This is a genomic window from Vibrio sp. 10N.222.54.A3 (assembly GCF_041474095.1).
Lineage (GTDB): Bacteria > Pseudomonadota > Gammaproteobacteria > Enterobacterales > Vibrionaceae > Vibrio > Vibrio crassostreae_C.
The window spans coordinates 84,076-107,080 of the sequence record NZ_JBFRTN010000017.1 but is presented as its reverse complement, the minus strand read 5'-3'; the positions used below and the strand labels follow the sequence as shown (position 1 = coordinate 107,080).

General features: G+C 44.8%; 17 protein-coding genes and 1 pseudogene. 15 read left to right on the top strand and 3 right to left on the bottom strand.

Features of this window, described 5'->3' with window-relative positions:
* The first annotated feature begins 240 nt into the window (after positions 1–240).
* From AB4507_RS05115 to AB4507_RS05105, 3 genes and pseudogenes are all read left to right on the top strand, one after another.
* Positions 241–1,704, top strand: a complete 1,464-nt coding sequence (locus AB4507_RS05115) for a sigma-54 dependent transcriptional regulator (RefSeq protein WP_102393729.1) — start codon at positions 241–243, stop codon at positions 1,702–1,704.
* Positions 1,694–3,721 (top strand): cache domain-containing protein, encoded by a 2,028-nt coding sequence (locus tag AB4507_RS05110; RefSeq protein WP_017059613.1) that lies wholly within the window; start codon positions 1,694–1,696, stop codon positions 3,719–3,721. The genes AB4507_RS05115 and AB4507_RS05110 overlap by 11 nt, the downstream gene beginning before the upstream one ends.
* 262 nt (positions 3,722–3,983) lie before the next feature.
* Positions 3,984–4,547 (top strand): annotated as a pseudogene (locus tag AB4507_RS05105) (methyl-accepting chemotaxis protein); the annotation flags it as partial.
* 130 nt (positions 4,548–4,677) lie between these two features.
* Here AB4507_RS05105 and AB4507_RS05100 read toward each other — a convergent pair.
* Together AB4507_RS05100 and AB4507_RS05095 are read right to left on the bottom strand one after the other, a co-directional pair.
* On the bottom strand, positions 4,678–5,565 hold the full coding sequence (locus AB4507_RS05100; protein WP_017059614.1) for a mechanosensitive ion channel family protein: 888 nt from the start codon (positions 5,563–5,565) through the stop codon (positions 4,678–4,680).
* A gap of 1 nt (position 5,566) precedes the next feature.
* A complete protein-coding gene (locus AB4507_RS05095) occupies positions 5,567–7,912 on the bottom strand; it encodes an ATP-binding protein (protein ID WP_372182330.1) in 2,346 nt (781 codons plus the stop codon).
* Positions 7,913–8,374: 462 nt separating this feature from the next.
* Between AB4507_RS05095 and AB4507_RS05090 the strand changes: the two genes are divergently transcribed.
* Positions 8,375–9,958 (top strand): ABC-F family ATPase, encoded by a 1,584-nt coding sequence (locus AB4507_RS05090; protein WP_009846736.1) that lies wholly within the window; start codon positions 8,375–8,377, stop codon positions 9,956–9,958.
* A 222-nt stretch (positions 9,959–10,180) separates the two neighbouring features.
* On the opposite strand, the gene AB4507_RS05085 is transcribed toward AB4507_RS05090, so the two are convergent.
* Positions 10,181–11,002 (bottom strand): formate dehydrogenase accessory sulfurtransferase FdhD, encoded by an 822-nt coding sequence (locus AB4507_RS05085; protein WP_372103347.1) that lies wholly within the window; start codon positions 11,000–11,002, stop codon positions 10,181–10,183.
* Between the two features lie 397 nt (positions 11,003–11,399).
* On the opposite strand from AB4507_RS05085, the gene AB4507_RS05080 reads away from it, so the two are divergent.
* The 11 genes from AB4507_RS05080 (at position 11,400) to cobB (ending at position 22,982) form a co-directional block, all read left to right on the top strand.
* Complete coding sequence (locus AB4507_RS05080) at positions 11,400–11,861, top strand: DUF3305 domain-containing protein (protein ID WP_061034050.1); 462 nt, start codon at positions 11,400–11,402, stop codon at positions 11,859–11,861.
* The gene (locus AB4507_RS05075) at positions 11,851–12,534 is read left to right on the top strand and encodes a DUF3306 domain-containing protein (RefSeq protein ID WP_229647976.1); all 684 of its coding nucleotides are present in this window, start codon (positions 11,851–11,853) and stop codon (positions 12,532–12,534) included. The genes AB4507_RS05080 and AB4507_RS05075 overlap by 11 nt, the downstream gene beginning before the upstream one ends.
* 299 nt (positions 12,535–12,833) lie before the next feature.
* On the top strand, positions 12,834–14,501 hold the full coding sequence (locus tag AB4507_RS05070) for a 4Fe-4S dicluster domain-containing protein (RefSeq protein WP_372182329.1): 1,668 nt from the start codon (positions 12,834–12,836) through the stop codon (positions 14,499–14,501).
* 9 nt (positions 14,502–14,510) lie between these two features.
* A complete protein-coding gene (locus AB4507_RS05065; protein ID WP_372182328.1) occupies positions 14,511–15,143 on the top strand; it encodes a molecular chaperone in 633 nt (210 codons plus the stop codon).
* Between the two features lie 78 nt (positions 15,144–15,221).
* Positions 15,222–15,422, top strand: a complete 201-nt coding sequence (locus AB4507_RS05060) for a twin-arginine translocation signal domain-containing protein (RefSeq protein WP_008217926.1) — start codon at positions 15,222–15,224, stop codon at positions 15,420–15,422.
* Between the two features lie 10 nt (positions 15,423–15,432).
* Complete coding sequence (locus tag AB4507_RS05055; protein ID WP_372182327.1) at positions 15,433–18,288, top strand: formate dehydrogenase subunit alpha; 2,856 nt, start codon at positions 15,433–15,435, stop codon at positions 18,286–18,288.
* Between the two features lie 11 nt (positions 18,289–18,299).
* Entirely contained in the window at positions 18,300–18,908 is a 609-nt protein-coding gene (gene fdh3B, locus AB4507_RS05050) for a formate dehydrogenase FDH3 subunit beta (protein ID WP_004742271.1), read from the top strand.
* Between the two features lie 13 nt (positions 18,909–18,921).
* Positions 18,922–19,995, top strand: coding sequence for a formate dehydrogenase subunit gamma (locus AB4507_RS05045; RefSeq protein WP_012603931.1), 1,074 nt, complete (start codon positions 18,922–18,924; stop codon positions 19,993–19,995).
* On the top strand, positions 19,979–20,395 hold the full coding sequence (locus AB4507_RS05040) for a hypothetical protein (protein WP_017059624.1): 417 nt from the start codon (positions 19,979–19,981) through the stop codon (positions 20,393–20,395). The genes AB4507_RS05045 and AB4507_RS05040 overlap by 17 nt, the downstream gene beginning before the upstream one ends.
* A 375-nt stretch (positions 20,396–20,770) precedes the next feature.
* Positions 20,771–21,991, top strand: a complete 1,221-nt coding sequence (locus AB4507_RS05035; RefSeq protein WP_102427718.1) for an ammonium transporter — start codon at positions 20,771–20,773, stop codon at positions 21,989–21,991.
* A gap of 256 nt (positions 21,992–22,247) precedes the next feature.
* Entirely contained in the window at positions 22,248–22,982 is a 735-nt protein-coding gene (gene cobB / locus AB4507_RS05030) for a Sir2 family NAD+-dependent deacetylase (RefSeq protein WP_017063867.1), read from the top strand.
* Positions 22,983–23,005: the final 23 nt, after the last annotated feature.

Sequence of the window (23,005 nt, the reverse complement as noted above, 5' to 3'; positions counted from 1 at the left end):
GGGCATGTGCATAAGACGCTAATTGTTGTAATTAGAAATCTACACCTTATAAGCAATCTTAATGCCAATAAATCATGCATCAGATCTCATTAAATTGCTGTTATTTCGGACAAAACTGCGTCATTTAGCCCTCTAAAATGAATCAAAACATGAGCTAGGACAAAATGTCGCACATTGTCCCTGTTGCACAAAAGGTTAATTGGTACACTCTGTCCCAACTTTCCCCACCGGCTAATCATTATGTCTTTACCTAGTTCATCTGCACCCAACCTCAACCCGAACACATTGACTCAATATCAAGCGTTTTCCGTCTTGGTTGTGGATGATGAAATGGGTATGCAGGCTATTTTAAAGAAAGCACTGGGTAAGTTCTTTGGCAAGGTATCGAGTGCGGGGTCGGTTGAAGAAGCCGAAATACTGCGTTCGAGCGAGCATTTTGATCTCATTGTTCTTGATATCAATCTGCCAGGTCGGTCTGGTATTGAGTGGGAAGAGGCGTTTAACGACAACGACAAACGTGCCGATGTGATTTTCATGACAGGTTATGCTGATTTAGAGATGACGATATCTGCGCTTAAGCTTGGTGCTTCAGATTTTATTCTTAAGCCATTCAACCTCGAACAGATGATACAAGCGGTTCTGCGTTGTATGGATAAGCGACTCGACCAAAGAATGCAGTACGCGTTGAAGCGTGATGTGAGTCGTCATATCAAGACTGAACTGATTGGCAATTCAGACAAGACCAAACAACTTAAATTGCTGATCAGTCAATTTGCACCGTCTCGAGCGTCCGTCTTGATAGAAGGTGAGTCGGGTACCGGCAAAGAGCTGGTTGCTCGTGGTGTACATGAAGCCAGTAAACGCACAGGTCCATTTGTGCCAATCAACTGTGGTGCGATTGCTCCAGAGCTTCTAGAAAGTGAACTGTTTGGACATACATCAGGCGCATTTACTGGTGCGAAGAAAAACCGTGAAGGTCTTTTCCGAGTCGCAAGTGGTGGCACCTTGTTCCTTGATGAAATTGGTGAAATGCCACTGCCAATGCAAGCTGCATTGTTACGCGTGTTAGAGCAAAGAACCATTCGTCCAGTCGGTAGCGAGAAGGAAATTTCCGTTGACGTACGAGTGGTGGCGGCGACCAACCGAAATCTTCAAGAAGAGGTCGATAAAGGGCACTTCCGCCGCGATCTGTTCTACCGACTCAATGTACTTAAGATTGATGTGGTGCCATTGAGAGAGCGCCCGTCAGACCTGATTGAACTTGTTCCATACTTTACTCGTCTTTTATCGAGCGAGCTTGGCATGCCAGTTCCAAATTGGGCACATGAAGACATCTTGGCGTTGAACGAATACGAATGGCCGGGAAATATTCGTGAACTTAAAAACTTAGTCGAACGATGCATTCTTTTAGACAAGCCACCAGCACACTATTGGCGCGAGATTAATGGTGATCCTGTTCCTGCTAGCATTTCAGTGACGGTGTCACATGGTGCGGAAATGCCAAACTTGAATAATGCAGACGCTGCCGAGGGTTATCCAAACACTTGGACACTCAAAGAAGTAGAAAAATCTCATATAGAACAGCTGGTTAGTTTTCATGATGGCAATAAATCGGCAGCTGCAAGAGATCTTGGCGTCGCACGTAAAACGCTAGAGCGTAAGTACAAAGATTGGAACACAGAAGGCTCTGAATATGCCGATTAGACGTCGTTGGTGGTCAAAGTGGGCGTTCCGATTCAAAACCATGGTTCGCTACCGATTATTATTCCTAACATCAGCTCCGATCATTCTGACCTTGTGCGCGCTTGTGGCTATCACACTGTATTGGTCAATACATTACACGTGGCAGGGCGCTCTGATTGATGTTGATGAACGCTTGGATGTTGCCGATAACAGTATTCACCTGATCCAAAATCAGCAAGCATACAACGTTCGTGCGTTCGCCGAGTCTTATAACTTTCGAACCAAACTCGCGAGTGATCTTTCACACGAAGAGCTAACTCGCTGGGTGTCTGAGAACAAATCTCGCTATGAGCTCGATTTTCTGCGCTGGCGCAGTGTCGAGAGCATGGAAAAGAAACTCGAATATCTAAACTTAACTCACAAGCCTTCATTTTTCAGTGTCTTAAGCCGTAATGAACTCAATTATCTCGATCGTGACCTCGCTAAAAAAGCGGAAGTTCCGATGCTCAACGGGCAAGAGGTCGAGACTCGCGGATTGGTAAGCCGAACCGTTGTATCCATCAAAGATGAACATGATCATGTGATTGGTTTTCTGGATGGTGGGATCTTACTGAATAACAGTACTCAACTTGTTGACCAAATCAGTAACCTTATCTATCCACAACGAGAAGGTTTTAATCGTCATATAGGAACGGTCACGGTTTTCCTTGATGATCTTCGTGTTAGCACCAACGTGCCTTTGAGCAGTGAAGACAGTGTAGGGCGCGCCATTGGTACACGTGTTTCTCACGAGGTTCACTCGAAAGTCTTGAATGAAGGTAAAGAGTGGCTAGATCGAGCGTATGTTTACGATGCTTGGTACATCACAGCTTACCAACCAATCCATGACCAGTTTAATAATGTGATTGGTATGCTTTACACCGGTTATTTGATTTGGCCGTTGATAGAAACCTACTTGACCAACCTTGGCGAAATTAGCATTACCATTGTGTTGCTGTTGTTGGCATCCGGTTTGATCGTTCACCGTGGCGCGCGTGATCTTTTCAATCCAATTGAACGCATTCATAAGGTCGTTAAACTAGTCCAGATGGGGCAAGACAAGCGAATTGGTACGCTAGGTTTGGATGATCAACACGAACTGACACTGCTCGCTAAACAGTTCGATAAGATGTTGGATCTACTGCACGAGCGTAATCAAGAGATTCAACAAGCGGCGTCTGAACTTGAGTGCAAAGTGCATTCTCGTACCGCGAGTTTGAAAGAGAAAACCGAAGAACTTGAACTGCACATCAAACTGCTCAATCAAGCCAGAGATAAGCTGGTGGTCAATGAAAAGCTGGCCGCGTTAGGTGAATTAACGGCGGGTATTGCTCATGAGATCAATAACCCAACCGCCGTGATTCTTGGCAACGTTGAATTGATGAAGTTTGAACTGGGCGATGAAGTGAGTCGTGTAGACGAAGAAGTCCACGCGATCATGGAGCAAATTGACCGAATTCGAAATATCACACGAAGCCTGCTTCAATACAGCCGTCACGGCGGCGTACAAGACGAAATTACGTGGCAACATATCAATCCAATTGTCGATGAAAGTATTACGCTCGTAAAAACAGGCGCGAAGAAGAAAGGCATTGTGTACGTATCACAGCTGAACGCTAAAACTTCAGTCGAAGTGAACCGAAACCAATTACTGCAGATTCTGGTTAACCTACAAATGAACGCTATTCATGCAATGGACGGTCAGGGCACGTTAACCATTTCGAGTGAAGACTGGGTTGAAAATGGTGTGTCTCATGGCGCTATCGTTCATGTTCAAGATGAAGGCTGCGGTATTAAGGAAGAACAACTGAAACGTATCTTCTCGCCTTTCTATACCACCAAACGAGATGGCACGGGCTTAGGGTTGTCAGTATCTCAGAGTATCTTGAGCCAAACTGGCGGCGAGATCCGAGTTGAATCTGAGGTAGGTAAGGGAAGTTGCTTTAGTATCTATCTTCAACAGAAAGCGACACCTCAATTGCTTGTATCAAACCTATAAGTTCTAAGAACTCATTCACTGATATTATCATCTGATAATATTTCTAACGCGCTTGGGCTATTACACGAACGTTTTAGCCCAAGCACGAAAATTCTGCACTACTAATCTATCGCAAACCAAATCTCAACCTCTTTCGGTTTGACGAGCACCTCTTTTTGGTTATGTAACAAAGTGCATATCATCTGAACTGTACGAAATTTTGATACCTTGACCGAAAATACATAATCAAAACAAATAATAAAGTCAGTCAGCTATGAAATTAAGTAACGCGAATAACTTAGTCAGAGATCTGCAATCAGGCGTGACTGAAATAAGCCAAGTCGTTGGTGTGATTCGTGATGTATCAGAACAAACGAACTTGTTAGCGCTCAACGCAGCAATAGAAGCGGCACGTGCAGGAGAGCAAGGCAGAGGATTCGCAGTGGTTGCTGATGAAGTTCGAAATCTTGCTAGCCGCACTCAAAATTCAACTAACGAAGTGCAATCCACGATTGAGAAACTGACTCAACAAGCAGAAGGGACCTTTAAGGCAATGCAAAGCAGTAACGAGAAGGTTGATCACAGTGTTGTCGCGTCTAACGAAACCCGTCAACAACTCGATGTGATTGTGAATGAACTGCATAACGCCAATGACATGGTGGCACAAATTGCCGCAGCCTCGGAGCAGCAAAGCACGGTAGCCACTGAAATGAGTGAAAGTGTTACTGGGATTCATCTCGCTGCAAATGAGGTACTCCAAGCCTCACAATCGCTCGCAGAAGACAGTCAGAAAATGGCGAACACTACAGAACACCTTACTGAGCAATTGAAATACTTTAAGGTTTAGCATCAATAGGACTATTAGCTTAAAGATAAAAAGCTCATAAAAAACACCTCCGCACTTGCGATAAGTTCGGAGGTGTTTTTATTTATGGCTAGTCATTTGCTATAAGCAACAAACGTCTAAAGCATCAAGCCTAATGCGCCGCTACTGAAATTTTCGGTGGGTTGATGTTGTGCTTCTTAAACTCTTTCATCACACGCAAAGTAATGTCGGTTTCAAACAGCTTCTCATACGCAGTATCCACAACGTAAGCCTTACAAGTTAGCTGTATTGCTAGGTAGTTATCGGTAATCGTCTGTTTAACCAAAACCGTTACAGGTTTCGGCAAGTGGATATAACGACTTGAAGACGCCGCTTCTTGAATCAGATCGCGGGCTAGGGTGATGTCTTCATCCATACCAACGTAAAACGGAATCACCACCTGCATGTCCAACGCACCGTAGTTACCACTGGTGGTCACTTCATTTAAGAACTTGTTGTTCGGAATGGTAATGATGTCATCGTTCAGGGTTCTCATTCGCACTGAACGCAAACCAATGGTAATGATATCACCGTAGTTGCCTTCGAACGTGACGCGGTCACCAACTTGAAAGGGCCTATCAATCATTACCGTGATGCCCGCGATGAATGAAGCTGCCAAATCTTTAAGCGCAAAGCCGACTGACACGGCGAGGGTACCACCAATCAAAGCCAGTATTTGGTCGTTGATTCTAAAGCTCATCATGAACACGATAAGACCTGTGCTCACATAGATAAAGAACTGAGTAAACGACTGCAGTTTCTGTAGCAGCATTCGGTATTGCACGAATTGGCTACCAAAACTGGTCACCATCGAGTTGATAAACTTAAGCAGTAACCACATCGCAGCAATAACGATCATGGAGAAGAACACGCCGCTCCATCGCACTAGACTCGCTATCTTTGAGATGTTTTCTACATTGGCTAACTCTTCCGTCGCAAAGATCGGGAAACTGACAGCACTTGCCAAGCCAACAAATAGTAGGATAAATAACTTCTTCATTTTACTTCACCAGTAGATGTTGACGGTCGAGAACGTTAGTAATGTGGCGGAACCAGTGCTCGGAAATTCGAGCCTTTTCTTCATGCCAACCAATATAACCACGGCTTTCAAAGTAACGCAGAATGCCGGTTATCTCAGCCGTGCTTAGCTGCGTACAATCAGACAAGACTTCCGGAGACGCGATTTCCAACTGCACGATAGAACGAAGCACAGCCAGCATAGGTTTTGGCATGTTTTCTAGTTCTTGTGCTTCTGGTACATGGAACAAGCGCACCACGGCTTGATCGGTATCTTTGTTTCGATTCAATGAGAGTCGGAAGAAGCGCAACGCAACGGTAGGGTTACCATCAGAGTAATGCCACAAGATTCGGTAGAAGCCTTGGCGTGCGCGATCTTCCTCGCTCATGTCATCTTGGTCCCACTGTTTAGGCACCACCAAACCATCAAACGATAACGGCTTCTCAAGCTCCGTATTAATACGGCTATTTAGAAGCTCACCGACTTGTTTCTCTGTCCAACGCGGAAGGAAACACACCAAGTCAAACAGCAAACGTTCGCCACGCGCTCGATCGACAAACCGCCAGCTTGATTTGGCGATCGATATCACGACACGGTGGTTCTTTTTAGAACGACGCAGTAGATTGGTTAAACGTATCAGATCAGACAAGCCGCCAACCATTGGCTTAACTAGACGTTGTGCATTATCGATCGCAATCAAGTACGTGGTCTTGCTTTTACGAAGGTGAGCCAAGATCTGAATCTCAGTCGCTTTCTCTTCCAAGCCGATGCTCACCGCTAGATGCGCTAACAGCTCTTGATAACCAGCGTAAGGGCAACTTACGTAGACAGGTTCAGCGTTAGAGACTTTGTGCAGCAGGGTATAAAGCAGCGTTGTTGCGCCCACACCACGTTCACCTGAAACAATACAGATAGCAGGGCTGTCTGACATCAAGTAGCGAGACAGTTGCTTAACCTCATCACCGGCGTAATCAATCAGCGTGCTGTCGATATTACCCGGAAGAATGTATTCATAGGTTTGATCGCCTTTGATTCGAACCAAGTTTTGCTGATTCTTGTCAAGGTCAGACTGCTTAGCCACTTCAATTCTAAACAGGTACGCCAAAGCTTGGCTAAACAGTGTGTAATTAGACAGTAAGGCCATGATGCGGTGTTGGAAGTTGTAAACACTCAACCATACGATGCCAATGGCCGTCGCCAATATATTAAGTAAGAAGGTATCCTTGCGGTTTGCTGCCCAGTTCACCCATACCGGACGATCAGAGATGTGTTGCAGCGTATCGAAGACTTTCGCACGCCATAATCTAAGCACTGAAATGGTAACCAGTACAAACCAGAAAAATAGGGCGCTGAAGATCCAGCTATAGATAGTGCCTTTGCCTAGCGTGATACTCGATATTTGCAAAGTCACACCCGCAACAATGAAGCTCCAAACATAACGGCGAATGGTCGATAGGCGCAGCGCAATCACTTCTTGATTGGATGTGCGGCCCAAACGATACGCAAATTCCAAAATAAAGCTGATAGCAATCGAACCACCTAGAATCCACCAAGTGAAGATCTCAAGGAAAATCAGGTGTTGCAGGCTAGGGATGCTGGAGAGCACTCTTAGAGAAAGCGTAATCGCAATTAACCAAGCAATCGCACGATCAGCGCGGCTGATGTACCAGATCACACGTACTAAAAATGGAGGGTTCGTTTTCGCTTCAAGAAAATTAATTCTGAACAACTCAATCAAACGAGTGCTATTGGCAAGCCACCACGCTAAACCAAAATAGATAAACAACACTTTTAACGATGCACCAATCACAGGCACTGGCGAAATAAAGATGTCTTTAACGAGCGCTTTAAAGCTACGAATTTGGAAGTAAACAAGATACTCAATGTTGAGCTTGGTTAATTCCCACTCTTGCTTAAATTGAGTTACACCGTAGGGGCCAAAACCCGTTAGGCGCTCTTTATTAGCGGAATTCGTCTGCTCTAACAGGTGTTGCTTGCTCACATTCAAGCTATTCAAAGTGACGTAACTGGTTTGAACGGCAAACCATTGATCGGCGTCGTTGTTCGCTCTGTAGGCTTTTATCTGTTGCTCGAAGGTTTTGATTTCCTGCTTTTGAACTTGTAGCACTTCAGCGAGCAATATATTGACTTGGCGTCTGTCCGACGGTTCCATAAAGAGGGGGTCGGGTAACGAATCAATTCGATCATCGAGATCAACAGCAGAATCGGATACCTGCGGCTGAGATTGTAAGTCATATTCCAAGTTGGCATGACTAGGCCAAGAGAGAATGGCCAAAGTGAGGATTAAGAAGCGCGATAGTGAACGCATAAAAGTCTCTTAGAATTATGAGGTTAGGATTACTATAGTTAGATAATCTGACTTTGTGAAATCCAACCCCGTGTCGGGGGTGAGTACTTTATTCCTGTTTCGAGCGATTTTGTCATGAAATTGTCAGGGATTAGGCTAGTATTTGAGCATCTTTATTATGTCTTCTGTTGCGTTGATCGGGTTGGCTTTTACTGTGACCAATCAGCATACGATATATTCAATGGTTGGCATGATTTGGGACGTTATATACCGCCCATTATGGTGCGCTGTTCGATATTTTGTTTTTCCTTAAAATCGACGGTTTTACGGCGATAAATAGAAAACCAAAAATGTGAGTCAGTTCAAACTATGATTTGGCTAGGTTATCACTCACTTAATGGCCAGTAATTGCAATCAATACTTGCAGTTAAAGCCCTGAACAAGTAACGTTGCGGCGTTTTTCACATTAAAAAGGTAATGGCATTGATCTCCACAGCAAATATCACCCAACAATTCGGCGCTAAGCCACTTTTCGAAAATATTTCAGTTAAGTTCGGCGAAGGCAACCGCTACGGTTTAATCGGCGCGAATGGCTGTGGTAAATCGACGTTCATGAAGATCCTATCTGGTGAACTTGAGCCAAGTGCTGGTAACGTAAGCTACGATCCAAACGAGCGCGTTGCTAAGCTAAACCAAGACCAGTTTGCTTACGAAGAATTCACGGTAATCGACACGGTTATCATGGGTCACAAAGAGCTTTGGGCTATTAAGCAAGAGCGTGACCGCATTTACTCTTTGCCAGAAATGAGCGAAGAAGACGGCATGAAAGTGGCTGACCTTGAAGTTCAGTTCGCTGAAATGGACGGTTACATGGCAGAAGCTAAAGCTGGTGAGCTTCTTCTAGCGGTAGGTATTGAAGAATCAATGCACTTCGGTCTGATGAGCGAAGTAGCACCGGGTTGGAAACTTCGTGTTCTATTGTCTCAAGTACTGTTTGCAGACCCGCATATCATGCTTCTTGACGAACCAACGAACAACCTGGACATGGACACCATCAAGTGGTTGGAAGACACGCTAAACCAACGTAACTGCACAATGATCATCATTTCGCACGACCGTCACTTCCTAAACTCTGTTTGTACACACATGGCTGACCTTGATTACGGCGAACTTCGTCTATTCCCAGGTAACTACGATGAGTACATGACGGCTGCGACTCAAGCTCGTGAGCGTCTACTGTCTGACAACGCTAAGAAGAAAGCACAAATTGCTGAACTTCAAACGTTCGTATCTCGTTTCTCTGCTAACGCATCTAAAGCGAAGCAAGCAACGTCACGTGCTAAGCAGATCGATAAGATCCAACTAGACGAAGTTAAAGCGTCTAGCCGTCAAAACCCATTCATCCGTTTCGAACAGTCTAAAGAGCTATTCCGTAACGCACTTGTGGTTGAAAACCTATCTCAAGGTTTTGAAGAAGACCTATACAACAAGTTCGACGGTATTTTCGAAGTAGGTGAGCGTGTTGCTATCATCGGTGAGAACGGTGTGGGTAAAACAACACTACTTAACACACTAGCTGGCGCTCTTGAGCCTCGCACAGGTGAGTACAAGTGGTCTGAAAACTCAAACATCGGTTACTACGCTCAAGATCACGCACACGATTTCGAGACAGACATGAACTTGTTTGATTGGATGAGCCAATGGCGCCAAGAAGGCGAAGACGAGCAAGTTGTTCGTGGCTTCCTAGGTCGTATGCTATTTGGTCAAGACGACATTAAGAAATCTGTAAAGGTTATCTCTGGTGGTGAGCAAGGTCGTATGCTTCTTGGTAAGATCATGATGCATAAACCAAACATCCTGCTAATGGATGAGCCAACAAACCACATGGATATGGAATCTATCGAAGCGCTTAACTTGGCTCTTGAGAACTACAAAGGCACATTGTTCTTCGTATCTCACGACCGTGTATTCGTAGACTCGCTTGCAACTCGTATCCTTGAAATCAAAGATGGCAAGATCAACGATTTCCGCGGTACTTACGCTGAGTTCTTGAAAGCACGCGGCTAAGCTTTAAGTTAGCCTTAGTTTTCAACTCTATGCGTTGGAAATTAAGCTATAAATTGAAAATTAAAAACGCCGTCATACTAAAAAGCATGACGGCGTTTTTGTATCTAGCTAAGTTTCTATGTATTTATCCTTGATGGGTCACTAACTATTTACATCAGAACTTTACAATTAGAAGCGGTTAGTGAATCACCAATCAAACCTACGCTTTTTTCCGACTGCTGATTATTCACCTTTCACATCAAAGTCAATCTTGTCTGCACCCGTGAACACTTGGAAGCGTAAACCTTTAGCGCGAGCAATCGTAGTGATGCCGAACTTCTGCGCTAAATCTAAGCCCATTTGTGTAACGCCAGAGCGTGACAGTAGAACAGGGATTCCCATCTGCGCTACCTTAATCACCATTTCAGAGGTTAGGCGGCCTGTGGTGTAGAAGATCTTATCTCCGCCATCTTCTTTGTTAAGCCACATCTCACCCGCTAGGGTATCAACCGCATTGTGACGGCCTACATCTTCCACAAACGACAACACCTGATCGTCTTTGCAAACAGCACAGCCATGAACCGCACCCGCTTTCTTGTAGGTGTCGTTATAATGAGTCAGCGCTTCTAGAGCCGTATAGATTTCAGATTGCTTAATCTTGGTTTGAGGCACTTGGTAATCTTCCAATTGCTTCATCACGTTGCCATACATGGTACCTTGGCCACAGCCAGAGGTAACTGTCTTCTTCTTAAGCGCTTGCTCAAGTTGGCTCGTATCTTCTTTGGTGATAACCGCTGCTGAGCTGGTTTCCCAGTCGATGATGATTGATTCAACGGCTTCTGGATCAGAAAGGAAGCTTTGGTTTTTCAAATAACCCAAGACTAATGCTTCCGGGCGTGAACCCAATGTCATTAGAGTTACGATCTCTTTCCAGTTCAACATAACGGTAAGAGGGCGCTCGCACGCAATTTGTTTCGTTAGCTTTTCGCCATATTCATCAAACACTTCAACTTCGATGGTCTGAAGTGGGTTTTCACTGGTTTTTATTATGTTTGGTTTTACCACAGTCACGTCCTACTTAATGAGATAGCGATTATAAGGGAGAAGAAGTTAGGCAAGAGTCATCATACGACTCTTTAGAATACATGCGTTCTCTGTCACTTAGTCAGTCTTAGCTTTAACTCAAGCATTTAGCAATTCTCATTCCAAAATAGCGGCTATTCGAGAAAACATGAAGCATTCGATTAAAATAGCGCAAAATATGAGAGTTCACCGAGACTAACTGTCTCAAACCAGCGCGATCGACTAACGTTATAGGGGTAACTTTACGACAAACGCACTAAAGACGGAGCAGGACTTAAAATGTATTGGCGTGTTTATTGCTTTGTAGAGGGTATATGATTATGCGAAGTACAAAATGTCCTACGTACGATCAGAATAAAGAAAATCAATTGGGTGCAGTATGTCTGAGATAAAAGAATTCCAAGAACACTACGAAAAAACAGAATCAGCTTGGCCAATAGGTGTCCAAAGAATAGAGAAAGAGATCAAAACTGGCATTTGGGTAACAACTCAATGGGAACTCATCGGTTTTGAATTATCACCTGAACATGAAACCCCAGACGTATGTTTGCTTCAGTTACACAAAGACGAACGTACCGACTACCGCTTCAATCTAAGCTCTCAGCAACCTAAGCTATTCTTAGTTATGGATAATGTTGACTCCGGTAAACCTATTATTCAATTACTGACAGCATCACAAACAGTCGCAGGCCAATACATGGACGGAGATAACCAAGTATTGTCATACGACATGCCTTTACCTGTACAAGCGTGGATGGAAGCCTTTATCGGTCGTCATGGTGAATTATTAGAAGCAAGACGTAAGAAACGTAAAGGCGCGGGTCGATCAAATGGCAACTAACTTTTTTAGCCGTTGGTCTCAACGAAAGCTTGATGAATCAACCGACCAACCTTTAGAAGCGCAACAAACGCTTGAGGAAACTGAGCTTACTTCCACTGAGGCTTCGTCTGCTGCTTCATCTATAGACGCAGAAACATCGGAGTCACTAGAACGTGGAACTTTGGAAAAAGAGTCTCCAGAACACGCTGTCGATTCTCAAACTATTGACTCTCAGGAGATAGCATCAGAAACGACTGAAGACTTGTCTGTTGCTCAATTATTGGTGTCAGAAGCTTCAGAAAGCGTAAAAAAAGCGGCATTGCGTAAATTATTCCTCTCAGAAGAATTCAACGTTCGTGATGGTTTAGATGATTACGACGACGATTACAGTAATTTGAAGTCTCTTTCTGAAGGGGTTGCGGAAACCTTGCGTGATTGGGTTAAAGACAAAACGGAAGAAGAAACTGCGCCAGAAGAAGAGCAAATCATTGATAATAAAGACGAAGGTGAAGTTTTAGAAAATTCTGAAAGCGATCTTGAGGTATCTGATAATAAACTTGAAACGTCAGAAAGTGCCGAAATAACCGAACAAGAAAAAGAACTGTATAAAAAAACAGTATCGGATAATAACGCTACAATGTCAGACGAAGCAGACCTGAAAGAGGTGGGACAAAATATACCACACAAAGAATAGGTACATTTTGACTAAACACTCAATGAACCGCTTGCGACAAAATGTCCCAAGCGGTTTTTTTATACGCACAATAAACGTTATATAGGATTAAATCACTGAAATATAAGGCATATTAAATTGGCATGGCATTTGCAAAATAACGTTCATTATCAACTTTTTTGTAGATAGATGAGTTCACGGTCTGACGAACGACACACTGGCTAAAGGGTTAGTTGTTAACGGATTACTCAGCAAGTTCTCTCTCGCTTACTACAATAAAGGTTGAACAGATTATCCATGTCCAAAGATGGAACTGAGCAATGCTTAAACAATTATTAGAACAAGCAAATTCAAATAACGCTAAAGCAAGACTGTATGCATTTGAAAATACAGTTGAGTTAACAAATCTGATTCCACCTACTGTTAGCTACGAAAGCGGCGGTAATACACTTGTTATTGGTCCAACTGCGATCATTGAAAGTGCTGCGGCGCAATTACCTCAGTTAACAAGCCTAACACTGCTTTCGACAGATGGTGTGAAGGCAACGAATACTGAGTCAGAGCTTTACTACGCAAATGCTGTTCAGGTTTCAGGGTTCCTTGGTACGTTCGAAGTTCTAATCGAAAACAAAGGCCGAACCAATAACCTTGCAAAAGTAGCAATCAATCATGACTGTTTTGATGTGGTTTTGGACTTATGTCTGAATAGCTGCATGACTGAAGAAGTGCCTGTTCCTGGTTATTACCCAGTAGGTCGTGGTTATCCAAAACTGGCTGAAGCGTTAGAAGAAATTCCTACGTTAATGGGCACGTTTGATAAGCCTAAGTTCTTCCGTTTGGACACAGACCTATGTGCACACAGTTCTCGTGGTGTTAAAGGTTGTGAGCGTTGTGTTGATGCTTGTCCTGCTGGCGCACTTTCAAGTGAAGGCTCAGATAAGACGGGTCATAAGATCGAGATTAACCCTTACCTATGTCAAGGCGTGGGTACTTGTGCAACGAGCTGTCCGACAGAAGCTATCTCTTACGCTTTGCCTAACCCTGACGATACTCAAAAATTCATTGAACGTACGCTAGCTAACTATGAGCAAGCGGGCGGTCTGGATCCAATCATACTTATCTGTAGCTCTCGTCATGAGACTTACAATGTGATGGCGCTAAAAGCACTGCCAGATAACGTAATTCCAATCGTAGTTGAAGAACTGCCTTCTATTGGTATCGATACTTGGTTTGCAGCGCTAGTGAATGGCGCAACTCAAGTTCTGTTTGCTGCTTCTCGTTTTATGCCAGAAACCATCATTCGTGTTCTGAATAACGAAGTAGGGATCGCTCAAGAGTTACTAGACCAAATCGGTGTTCCAAAAGAAACCATCGATATCCTGTATTTAGAATCTCTACGTGAAGGTCCTCCAACACTTTGCGTTGATTCATTCGATCTTGCACTTGGTGATCTTCAAGGCAATAAACGTCAACGCCTGTTCACAGCACTTGATGCTATGTCTTCATCTCGAATTCCTGTTGAAAACATTGTTGAGCTTCCTTCGAATGCGCCATATGGCACGGTTTCATGTGAAAGCAAAGATTGTACTTTGTGTATGAGTTGTGTGGCGGTTTGTCCTACACGTGCTCTTCATACCGATGGCGCGTCTCCATCACTTAAGTTTGTAGAACAAGACTGTATTCAATGTGGTCTGTGTGAAAAAGCGTGTCCTGAAAATGTTCTGACTCTAACGCCTCGTATGAACTGGGTGAAAGAAGAACGTCAAAAGGCTGTTGTGATTCATGAAGAGAAAGCAGCGGAATGTATTCGTTGTCATAAGCCATTCGCACCGCAGTCTATGATTGACATGTTACAAAATAAGTTACGCGGTCACTCTCATTTTTCAGACGAATCAGCAATCAACCGTATTGCGATGTGTGAAGACTGCCGTGTGATAGATATGTTTGATTCGATGGCTCAAGACCCATTGAAACAACTGAAATACTAGGAGTTGGCATTGGAAACGAATTTAGATCAAGAACAGACACTAAGAACTGAAATCTATTTGGTTCTTTCTGCTTTGTTTCGTAGCGCACCTTCTGAAGAGGTGATTGATTTCCTAAAGACGCTAGACATTGAAGCGTCTGAGAGCGCAATGCAAAAAGCTTGGATTGCCATTCAACAAGCGGCAACGGAATCAAATCGCGAAGCATTAGAAGACGAATATCAAGACCTGTTCATTGGCATTGGCCGTGGAGAGATTGTTCCATTTGGTTCTTGGCATAGAACTGGCGCCATGATGGAAAAACCATTGGCAGAGATTCGTCATGACTTAGAGCTTTTAGGCATTGAGCGTGACGATCAAGTGAAAGAGCCGGAAGATCATATCGCAGCACTGTGTGAAGTGATGGCGATGCTAACGGCTGAAGAAGAAGCACTGCAACAGGCGGTATTCAATAAGCACCTTGGCCCTTGGTTTAACTCTTTCACGCGTCAGCTTGAAGGGGCAGAAAGCGCGAACTTCTACAAATCGGCCGCTCAACTGTGTGAAGCATTCTTAACGTTAGAACAAGTGCGTTTTAGCGTGAATACAAAAAGCAGTAAGCACAAATTAAAGATTGATGTGAAAAACGTCACTGATTACGAGTAATCGAGCAGTACGCGATTATATCGATAGAGGGGCATTAAGCCTCCAAAAAAAGATCTACCGTAAGGTAAGGAAGCAATGATGAAAGATAATAAAGATATAAATACAAGCCGTAGGGATCTACTCAAAGGCTTGACGACTGCAGCCGTTGCTGGTGCCGTTGTCGCTGGTACAACTAAAGTGGCAACCGCTTCAGAAACTGTTGAAATTTCGAAAGAAGACGTGAAGAAGACAGGGTATCGTGAGACGCAACACATTCGCGATTACTACGACACACTTTAGGAGATAACGGATGAAACTTGTCAAACGCTCCGATAGTGTGAGCAAAGAAACCAATCAGCTAGGTGTGTCTCGACGTGCCTTCATGAAAAACACTTCATTAGCTGCTGGTGGCGCAGTGGTAGGCGCAAGTCTATTTGCACCAGGTATGATGAAGAAAGCACAGGCTAAATCAGTCGATCCAGAAGCGAAAACAGAAGTGAAACGTACTATCTGTTCTCACTGTTCTGTGGGTTGTGGTATCTACGCTGAAGTTCAAAATGGCGTATGGACAGGTCAAGAGCCTGCATTCGATCACCCATTCAACGCTGGTGGACACTGTGCGAAAGGTGCAGCACTTCGTGAGCACGGCCACGGTGAACGTCGTCTTAAGTACCCAATGAAATTGGAAGGCGGTAAGTGGAAGAAGCTTTCTTGGGAACAAGCGATTGAAGAGATCGGTAACAAAGCGCTAGAACTTCGTAAAGAGTCAGGCCCTGATTCGGTTTACTTCCTAGGTAGTGCGAAACACAGTAACGAACAAGCTTACGCATTCCGTAAGATGGCGTCGCTTTGGGGTACCAACAACGTTGACCACCAAGCGCGTATTTGTCACTCAACCACAGTAGCCGGTGTTGCAAACACTTGGGGTTACGGTGCAATGACAAACTCGTTCAATGACATGCACAACTGTAAGTCGATGCTGTTCATTGGTTCGAACCCTGCAGAAGCTCACCCAGTAGCGATGCAACACATCTTAATCGCGAAAGAGAAGAACAATTGTAAGATCGTTGTTGCGGATCCTCGTCGTACGCGTACTGCTGCGAAATCTGATCACTATGTATCACTTCGCCCAGGCTCTGACGTTGCGTTTATTTGGGGTGTGCTATGGCATGTCTTTGCTAACAAATGGGAAGACCAAGAATTCATCCGCCAACGTGTATTCGGCATGGACGAGATCCGTGAAGAAGTCGCGAAGTGGAGCCCAGCTGAAGTTGAACGTGTAACAGGCGTAAGCGAAGAAGACGTTTACCAAACAGCTAAACTGCTTTCTGAAAACCGTCCAGGTTGTATCGTTTGGTGTATGGGTGGTACTCAGCACACGACAGGTAACAACAACACACGAGCTTACTGTGTACTTGAGCTTGCGCTAGGTAACATCGGTAAATCAGGCGGCGGTGCAAACATTTTCCGTGGTCACGATAACGTACAAGGCGCAACTGACCTTGGCGTACTGTCAGACACGCTTCCAGGTTACTACGGCTTGTCTGAAGGTTCTTGGCGCCACTGGTCGAAAGTTTGGGACGTAGACTTTGACTGGATTAAAGGTCGTTTCGACGACAACGCATACGGCGGTCAAAAACCAATGAACAGTGCAGGTATTCCTGTCTCTCGTTGGGTTGATGGCGTACTTGAAGACAAAGACAAGATTCGTCAGCGCGAAAACATCCGTGCCATGTTCTACTGGGGTCACGCGGTGAACTCTCAGACTCGTGGTCCAGAGATGAAGAAGGCGATGCAGAAGCTGGATATGATGGTTATCGTTGACCCATACCCAACAGTTGCAGCAGTAATGAACGATCGTACTGACGGCGTTTACTTGCTTCCAGCGACTACTCAGTTTGAAACCTACGGCAGTGTAACGGCATCAAACCGTTCTCTACAGTGGCGTGACAAGGTTGTTGATCCTCTGTTCGAATCTAAGCCTGACCACGAAATCATGTACCTTCTTTCTAAGAAGCTTGGTTTCTCTGAGCAGCTGTTCAAAAACATCCGTGTTGAGAACAACCAACCATTGATTGAAGACATCACACGTGAATTCAACAAAGGTATGTGGACGATCGGTTACACAGGTCAAAGCCCAGAACGTTTGAAAGAGCACCAACAAAACTGGCACACGTTCCACAAAACCACGCTTGCTGCAGAAGGCGGTCCAGCGAATGGCGAGACTTACGGTCTTCCTTGGCCATGTTGGGGCAACCCAGAGATGAAACACCCAGGTACACATATCCTTTACGATACGTCTAAACCTGTCGCTGAAGGTGGTGGTAACTTCCGTACTCGTTTCGGTGTCGAGTTTGAAGGTCAAAGCCTATTGGCTGAAGACAGCTACTCAAAAGGCAGCGAAATCAAAGATGGCTACCCAGAGTTCAGTGACAAACTACTGAAACAACTGGGGTGGTGGGATGACCTAACAGCAGAAGAGAAAGCCTCTGCTGAAGGTAAAAACTGGAAGACTGACGTTTCTGGCGGCATTCAACGCGTGGCTATCAAACACGGTTGTATTCCTTTTGGTAACGCGAAAGCGCGTGCGATTGTTTGGACATTCCCAGACCGTGTACCACTGCACCGTGAGCCACTTTACACGCCACGTCGCGACCTAGTTGCTGATTACCCAACGTGGGACGACAAAGAAGCTATCTTCCGTGTTCCTACGCTTTACAAGTCGATTCAAGAGCAAGACAAGTCTGGTGAATACCCGATTATTCTTACTTCTGGTCGTCTGGTTGAGTACGAAGGTGGTGGTGAAGAGACTCGTTCTAACCCTTGGCTAGCAGAGCTTCAACAAGAGATGTTTGTTGAAGTGAACCCGAAAGACGCAAACGACATTGGCTTTAAAGATGGCGATGACGTTTGGGTTGAAGGTGCTGAGAAGGGCCGAATTAAGGTGAAAGCGATGGTAACTCGTCGTGTGAAACCGGGTCTGGCGTTCATCCCATTCCACTTCGGTGGTAAGTTCCAAGGCGAAGATTTGCGTTCTAAGTATCCAGAAGGCACTGATCCTTACGTTATTGGTGAAGCTGCTAACACAGCAACCACATATGGTTACGACCCTGTCACGTTGATGCAGGAAACGAAAGTAACCCTTTGTAATATTCGTAAAGCGTAAGGAGTCTTAAAATGGCTAGAATGAAATTTCTTTGTGACACCAAGCGTTGTATCGAATGTAACGGTTGTGTCACTGCATGTAAGAATGAAAATGATGATGCTCTGGAATGGGGTATTCAACGTCGTCGCGTTGTAACACTGAACGATGGCGAACCAGGTGAAAACTCAATCTCAGTAGCGTGTATGCACTGTACTGATGCGCCATGTATGGCCGTTTGTCCTGCAGACTGTTTTGAACATACAGAAGACGGCATCGTACTTCACAATAAAGATCTGTGTATCGGTTGTGGTTACTGCTTGTTTGCTTGTCCGTTTGGCGCACCTCAATTCCCTAAACAGGAAGCGTTTGGTGAGCGCGGTAAGATGGACAAGTGTACCTTCTGTGCTGGCGGCCCAGAAACAGAGCCAGGTTCTGTTGAAGAGCGTCAAAAATACGGTGCGAACCGTATCGCTGAAGGCAAACTGCCAATGTGTGCTTCGCTTTGTTCAACTAAGGCACTGCTAGCGGGTGACGCGGAGAAAGTTTCTGATGTTTTCCGTCAGCGTGTTGTTGAGCGTGGTGCGAAAGGTGCAGGTTGGACAGACGGCAATGACCTTTCTTACGATGCGACTAAGAGCTAAGTAGGAGAGACATATGCTTACAATGTTTAAGCGTCTCTTCCTTGTTGTGCTGCCAATGTTGGCAGCACTAACAATGCTTTCTCCTATGAGTCATGCATCTGAGACGAACTCATCACAAACTCAATCGAGCTCTGCTCAACGAGAAATCACACAACTTGCTGGCGCTGATTTTTGGCGACAAGTAAGAAACGGTGAAGAAGGTTACACCACATCTCAATCTGCTGAGCACGGTGTGTTGATCAGTACTCCGGGTCAAACGTGGTACATATTGAAAGAGAAGTGGATGTCACCAGCCGGTGCCGTCGCTATCTTTGGCAGTATTGCTTTCGTGACTTTGATGTACGTTGTGATTGGCCCGCTAATGCTAAGCGCGCCAAGAACGGGTCGTAAGATAAAACGTTGGTCGCGACTAGATCGTGCCTTGCACTGGAGTATGGCGTTTACCTTCTTAACACTGGCGTTCAGTGGTTTGATGTTGGTTTACGGTAAGCACTTCTTGAAACCTTATATCCCAACGGATCTATGGGGCTTCATCGTTCTACTGGCTAAGCAATACCATAACTACATCGGCCCAATTTTCTATGTGCTGTTGATGGCTGTTCTTATCAAGTGGTGGCGTAAGTCTATCTTCAAGATGGTCGATATCCAGTGGTTCATGAAACTAGGTGGTATGGTCGGGAAACATAAAGGTTCTCATCCATCTGCAGAGTTTTCGAACGCGGGTGAGAAAGCGCTGTTCTGGCTATTGATTGTAATGGGTAGTGTGGCTGCGATCAGTGGCTTGGTTTTAGACTTCCCAATCTTCGGTCAAACACGTCGTGATATGGAGCTTTCAAACCTAGTCCACATGTTGGCTGCTTTGATCCTTATCTGTGGCTTTGTGTTCCACATCTACATCGGCTTGTTCGGTATGGAAGGGGCACTAGAAGGCATGGTAACAGGCGAAGTTGATGAAACTTGGGCTAAAGAGCACCATGATCTTTGGTACAAAGAAGTGATGGAACAAGAGAAAAACGGCGTTGAACAAAGCGCTAACGCAGCAACAGAGAAAACGGAAGGGGTGAATAAGAATGAACAAACCTCATAAAGGTATTTGGGTCGCTTACATACTAAGCTGCTTTACGCCATTTACTTGTCTTCTCTCTGGTGTGGTTGCCATCATCTACGCGGGCTATCGTTTAGATAAAGGCGAAGACGGCGAAGTAGTGGATACCCATTACTACGGCCTGATTCGCTCGTTCTTCTTGAACTTGACGTTCTTTGTTGTACTTATCGTGACAGTAGCGACCTCTAATGGCGTGTTGATCGGTGTTAACGATTACTGGTATCAAAACCACATTATCGATGACATCGCTTACTACATCCCGTATGTAGGCATGTTGTTTGGTGGTGTTGCGATTGTGGTTTGGTTTATTCGTATGTATCAAGGTATGCAGCGTTTAAGTCAAAACCTACCGCAAAACCCGACAACAGGTCCAAACTTGTAGTCGAGCATAGACTTACTAGGTGCGAATTATCTAGCACAATAGTCCTTTTGAAAGCCCAATGATTTCGGTCATTGGGCTTTTTGTTTCTAATCAGCAACAAAACTGAATGAAGCATGGTATTGACCGCTTCAATATGGTGCAACTCCCTTAATTGGTGCAATTCTTGTTTCAATTTTTACGCTTATTAAGAACCAAGAAAGTGCACTAATAAATTTATGCGCTATTAATCAATAATTTAAAAGTAAAACCTGTTGCACGAAAATTACCCTTCACACTTGGAACGCATCTTGCGTTCACTGTTGAGTCTTTAATTAATTACAACATTGAATCGCACGATATCAGTGCAAATCAGATAAAGCGAAGGAGAATGCTTTAATGAGTGAAACGGTGACTCAAGTTCATAGTGCAGTACAAACCCTTACCCAAAGTTCAGATACTTTATTCCTATTACTCGGTGCCATCATGGTTTTCTTGATGCACGCTGGCTTTGCTTTTCTAGAAGTCGGTACCGTTCGAAAGAAGAACCAAGTAAACGCGCTCGTTAAGATCCTGTCGGATTTTGGTGTGTCCGCCATTGCTTACTTCTTTATCGGTTACTGGGTTGCTTACGGTGCACACTTTTTTGCAGACGCAGAAACACTTTCGCAAGGCAACGGATATGAACTGGTTAAGTTCTTCTTCCTAATGACATTCGCTGCGGCAATCCCAGCGATCGTTTCAGGTGGTATCGCAGAGCGTGCACGTTTCTACCCAATTTTGATTGCGACACTGTTTACGGTTGGTTTCATCTATCCATTTTTTGAAGGCATCATTTGGAACGGCAACTTTGGATTCCAAGATTGGCTAGAAGGCCAGTTTGGTTATGGGTTCCATGACTTCGCAGGCTCTGTAGTGGTTCACGGCGTAGGTGGTTGGATTGCTTTGGTTGCGGTTTACTTCTTAGGGATGCGTAAAGGTCGAATCCGTGCAGGCAAACACACCAACTTCGCGCCATCGAATATCCCATTCTTAGCACTAGGCTCTTGGATCTTATGTGTCGGTTGGTTTGGCTTTAACGTGATGTCAGCTCAAGCAATCAACGGCATCAGCGGCCTAGTGGCAATGAACTCACTCATGGCCATGGTTGGCGGTATTCTTGCGGCTCTAATTGCAGGTAAAAATGACCCGGGCTTCATCCACAATGGTCCTTTGGCTGGTCTCGTCGCTATCTGTGCGGGCTCAGATTTGATGCACCCACTTGGCGCTTTGGTGACGGGCGGTGTGGCAGGTGCGCTGTTTGTTTACCTATTTACTTATATGCAAAACAAAACACAGATCGATGATGTACTGGGTGTATGGCCTCTACACGGCGTATGTGGTGCCTGGGGTGGCGTTGCTGCTGGTATCTTCGGCCAACAAGCTTTCTGGGGTCTAGGCGGCGTGAGCTTTGCTTCTCAGTTGATTGGTACAGTCGCAGGTGTTGCTGTTGCTTTCGTCGGCGCGTTAATCGTATACGGTGTGTTGAGCAAACTAACAGGCCTACGCTTAAGTGAAGAAGATGAATTCAACGGTGCGGATCTTTCTATCCATAAGATCTCTTCTATCAACGAAGACTAACGTTGTTCACTTGGTGGGGTAAAGCACATCAAGTAGACAACTGTTGAACAGAACTAAGCGGCTTCGGTCGCTTTTTTGTTTCTATGGATAGCAAAACAGAGAATTTGAGTAACAACAACCACAACTATCAAGCGAGTTATGTCACAAATAGCCAATGAATTCAGTTGCCTAAGACTATGGTCTAATCCCCAAAACTATTGTTGGAATTTGAACAGTGCTAAGCTGTTACAAAGTGACATATCTAAAAGGACGTTATATGCATTTCCCATATCGAAATATCGTAATTCTTACTGGCGCTGGCATCTCTGCAGAGTCGGGGATACAAACATTCCGAGCACAAGACGGGCTATGGGAAAACCACAAAATCGAAGATGTAGCGACGCCTGAAGGGTTCGCAAAAGATCCTGACTTGGTACAAGCCTTCTATAACAAGCGTCGTCACGGCCTGCAAAGTGAGAGCATTCAGCCCAATTCAGCCCACAAGGCGCTAGGAGAGCTAGAAGACAAGCTTGATGGCAAAGTTACCATCATTACTCAAAACATCGACAATTTGCACGAGAGAGGCGGTAGCAACAACATTATTCACATGCATGGTGAACTTTTAAAAGCGCGTTGCAGTGAATCCAATCAAGTTGTAGAGCACAAAGGCGATATTGAAACGGGTGAACTTTGTCATTGCTGCCAAATCCCTGCACAAATGCGTCCACATATTGTTTGGTTTGGCGAAATGCCACTAAGAATGGGCGACATTTATTCCGCACTGGAAGAAGCGGATCTGTTTATCTCTATCGGAACTTCAGGTGTTGTTTATCCAGCGGCAGGCTTTGTTCACGATGCGAAAATGCATGGTGCACATACTATCGAGATAAACCTCGAACCAAGTGCGGTTGAAAGTGAATTTGAAGAGAAGCGCTACGGCAAGGCGAGTATCGAGGTGCCTAAACTGGTTGGCGAGTTATTATGTACAGAGAAAGGTTCTTTAACGGCCTAAGCCTTGTCTTTAATAACACACAT

Bases quoted from the DNA above. Each gene is read 5' to 3' on its own strand.
- AB4507_RS05110 (WP_017059613.1), top strand. From the start codon at position 1,694: ATGCCGATTAGACGTCGTTGGTGGTCAAAGTGGGCGTTCCGATTCAAA.
- cobB (WP_017063867.1), top strand. From the start codon at position 22,248: ATGCATTTCCCATATCGAAATATCGTAATTCTTACTGGCGCTGGCATC.
- AB4507_RS05095 (WP_372182330.1), bottom strand. From the start codon at position 7,912: ATGCGTTCACTATCGCGCTTCTTAATCCTCACTTTGGCCATTCTCTCT.
- AB4507_RS05040 (WP_017059624.1), top strand. From the start codon at position 19,979: ATGAACAAACCTCATAAAGGTATTTGGGTCGCTTACATACTAAGCTGC.
- AB4507_RS05045 (WP_012603931.1), top strand. From the start codon at position 18,922: ATGCTTACAATGTTTAAGCGTCTCTTCCTTGTTGTGCTGCCAATGTTG.
- AB4507_RS05100 (WP_017059614.1), bottom strand. From the start codon at position 5,565: ATGAAGAAGTTATTTATCCTACTATTTGTTGGCTTGGCAAGTGCTGTC.
- AB4507_RS05080 (WP_061034050.1), top strand. From the start codon at position 11,400: ATGTCTGAGATAAAAGAATTCCAAGAACACTACGAAAAAACAGAATCA.
- AB4507_RS05055 (WP_372182327.1), top strand. From the start codon at position 15,433: ATGAAACTTGTCAAACGCTCCGATAGTGTGAGCAAAGAAACCAATCAG.
- AB4507_RS05060 (WP_008217926.1), top strand. From the start codon at position 15,222: ATGAAAGATAATAAAGATATAAATACAAGCCGTAGGGATCTACTCAAA.
- AB4507_RS05075 (WP_229647976.1), top strand. From the start codon at position 11,851: ATGGCAACTAACTTTTTTAGCCGTTGGTCTCAACGAAAGCTTGATGAA.
- AB4507_RS05070 (WP_372182329.1), top strand. From the start codon at position 12,834: ATGCTTAAACAATTATTAGAACAAGCAAATTCAAATAACGCTAAAGCA.
- fdh3B (WP_004742271.1), top strand. From the start codon at position 18,300: ATGGCTAGAATGAAATTTCTTTGTGACACCAAGCGTTGTATCGAATGT.
- AB4507_RS05035 (WP_102427718.1), top strand. From the start codon at position 20,771: ATGAGTGAAACGGTGACTCAAGTTCATAGTGCAGTACAAACCCTTACC.
- AB4507_RS05115 (WP_102393729.1), top strand. From the start codon at position 241: ATGTCTTTACCTAGTTCATCTGCACCCAACCTCAACCCGAACACATTG.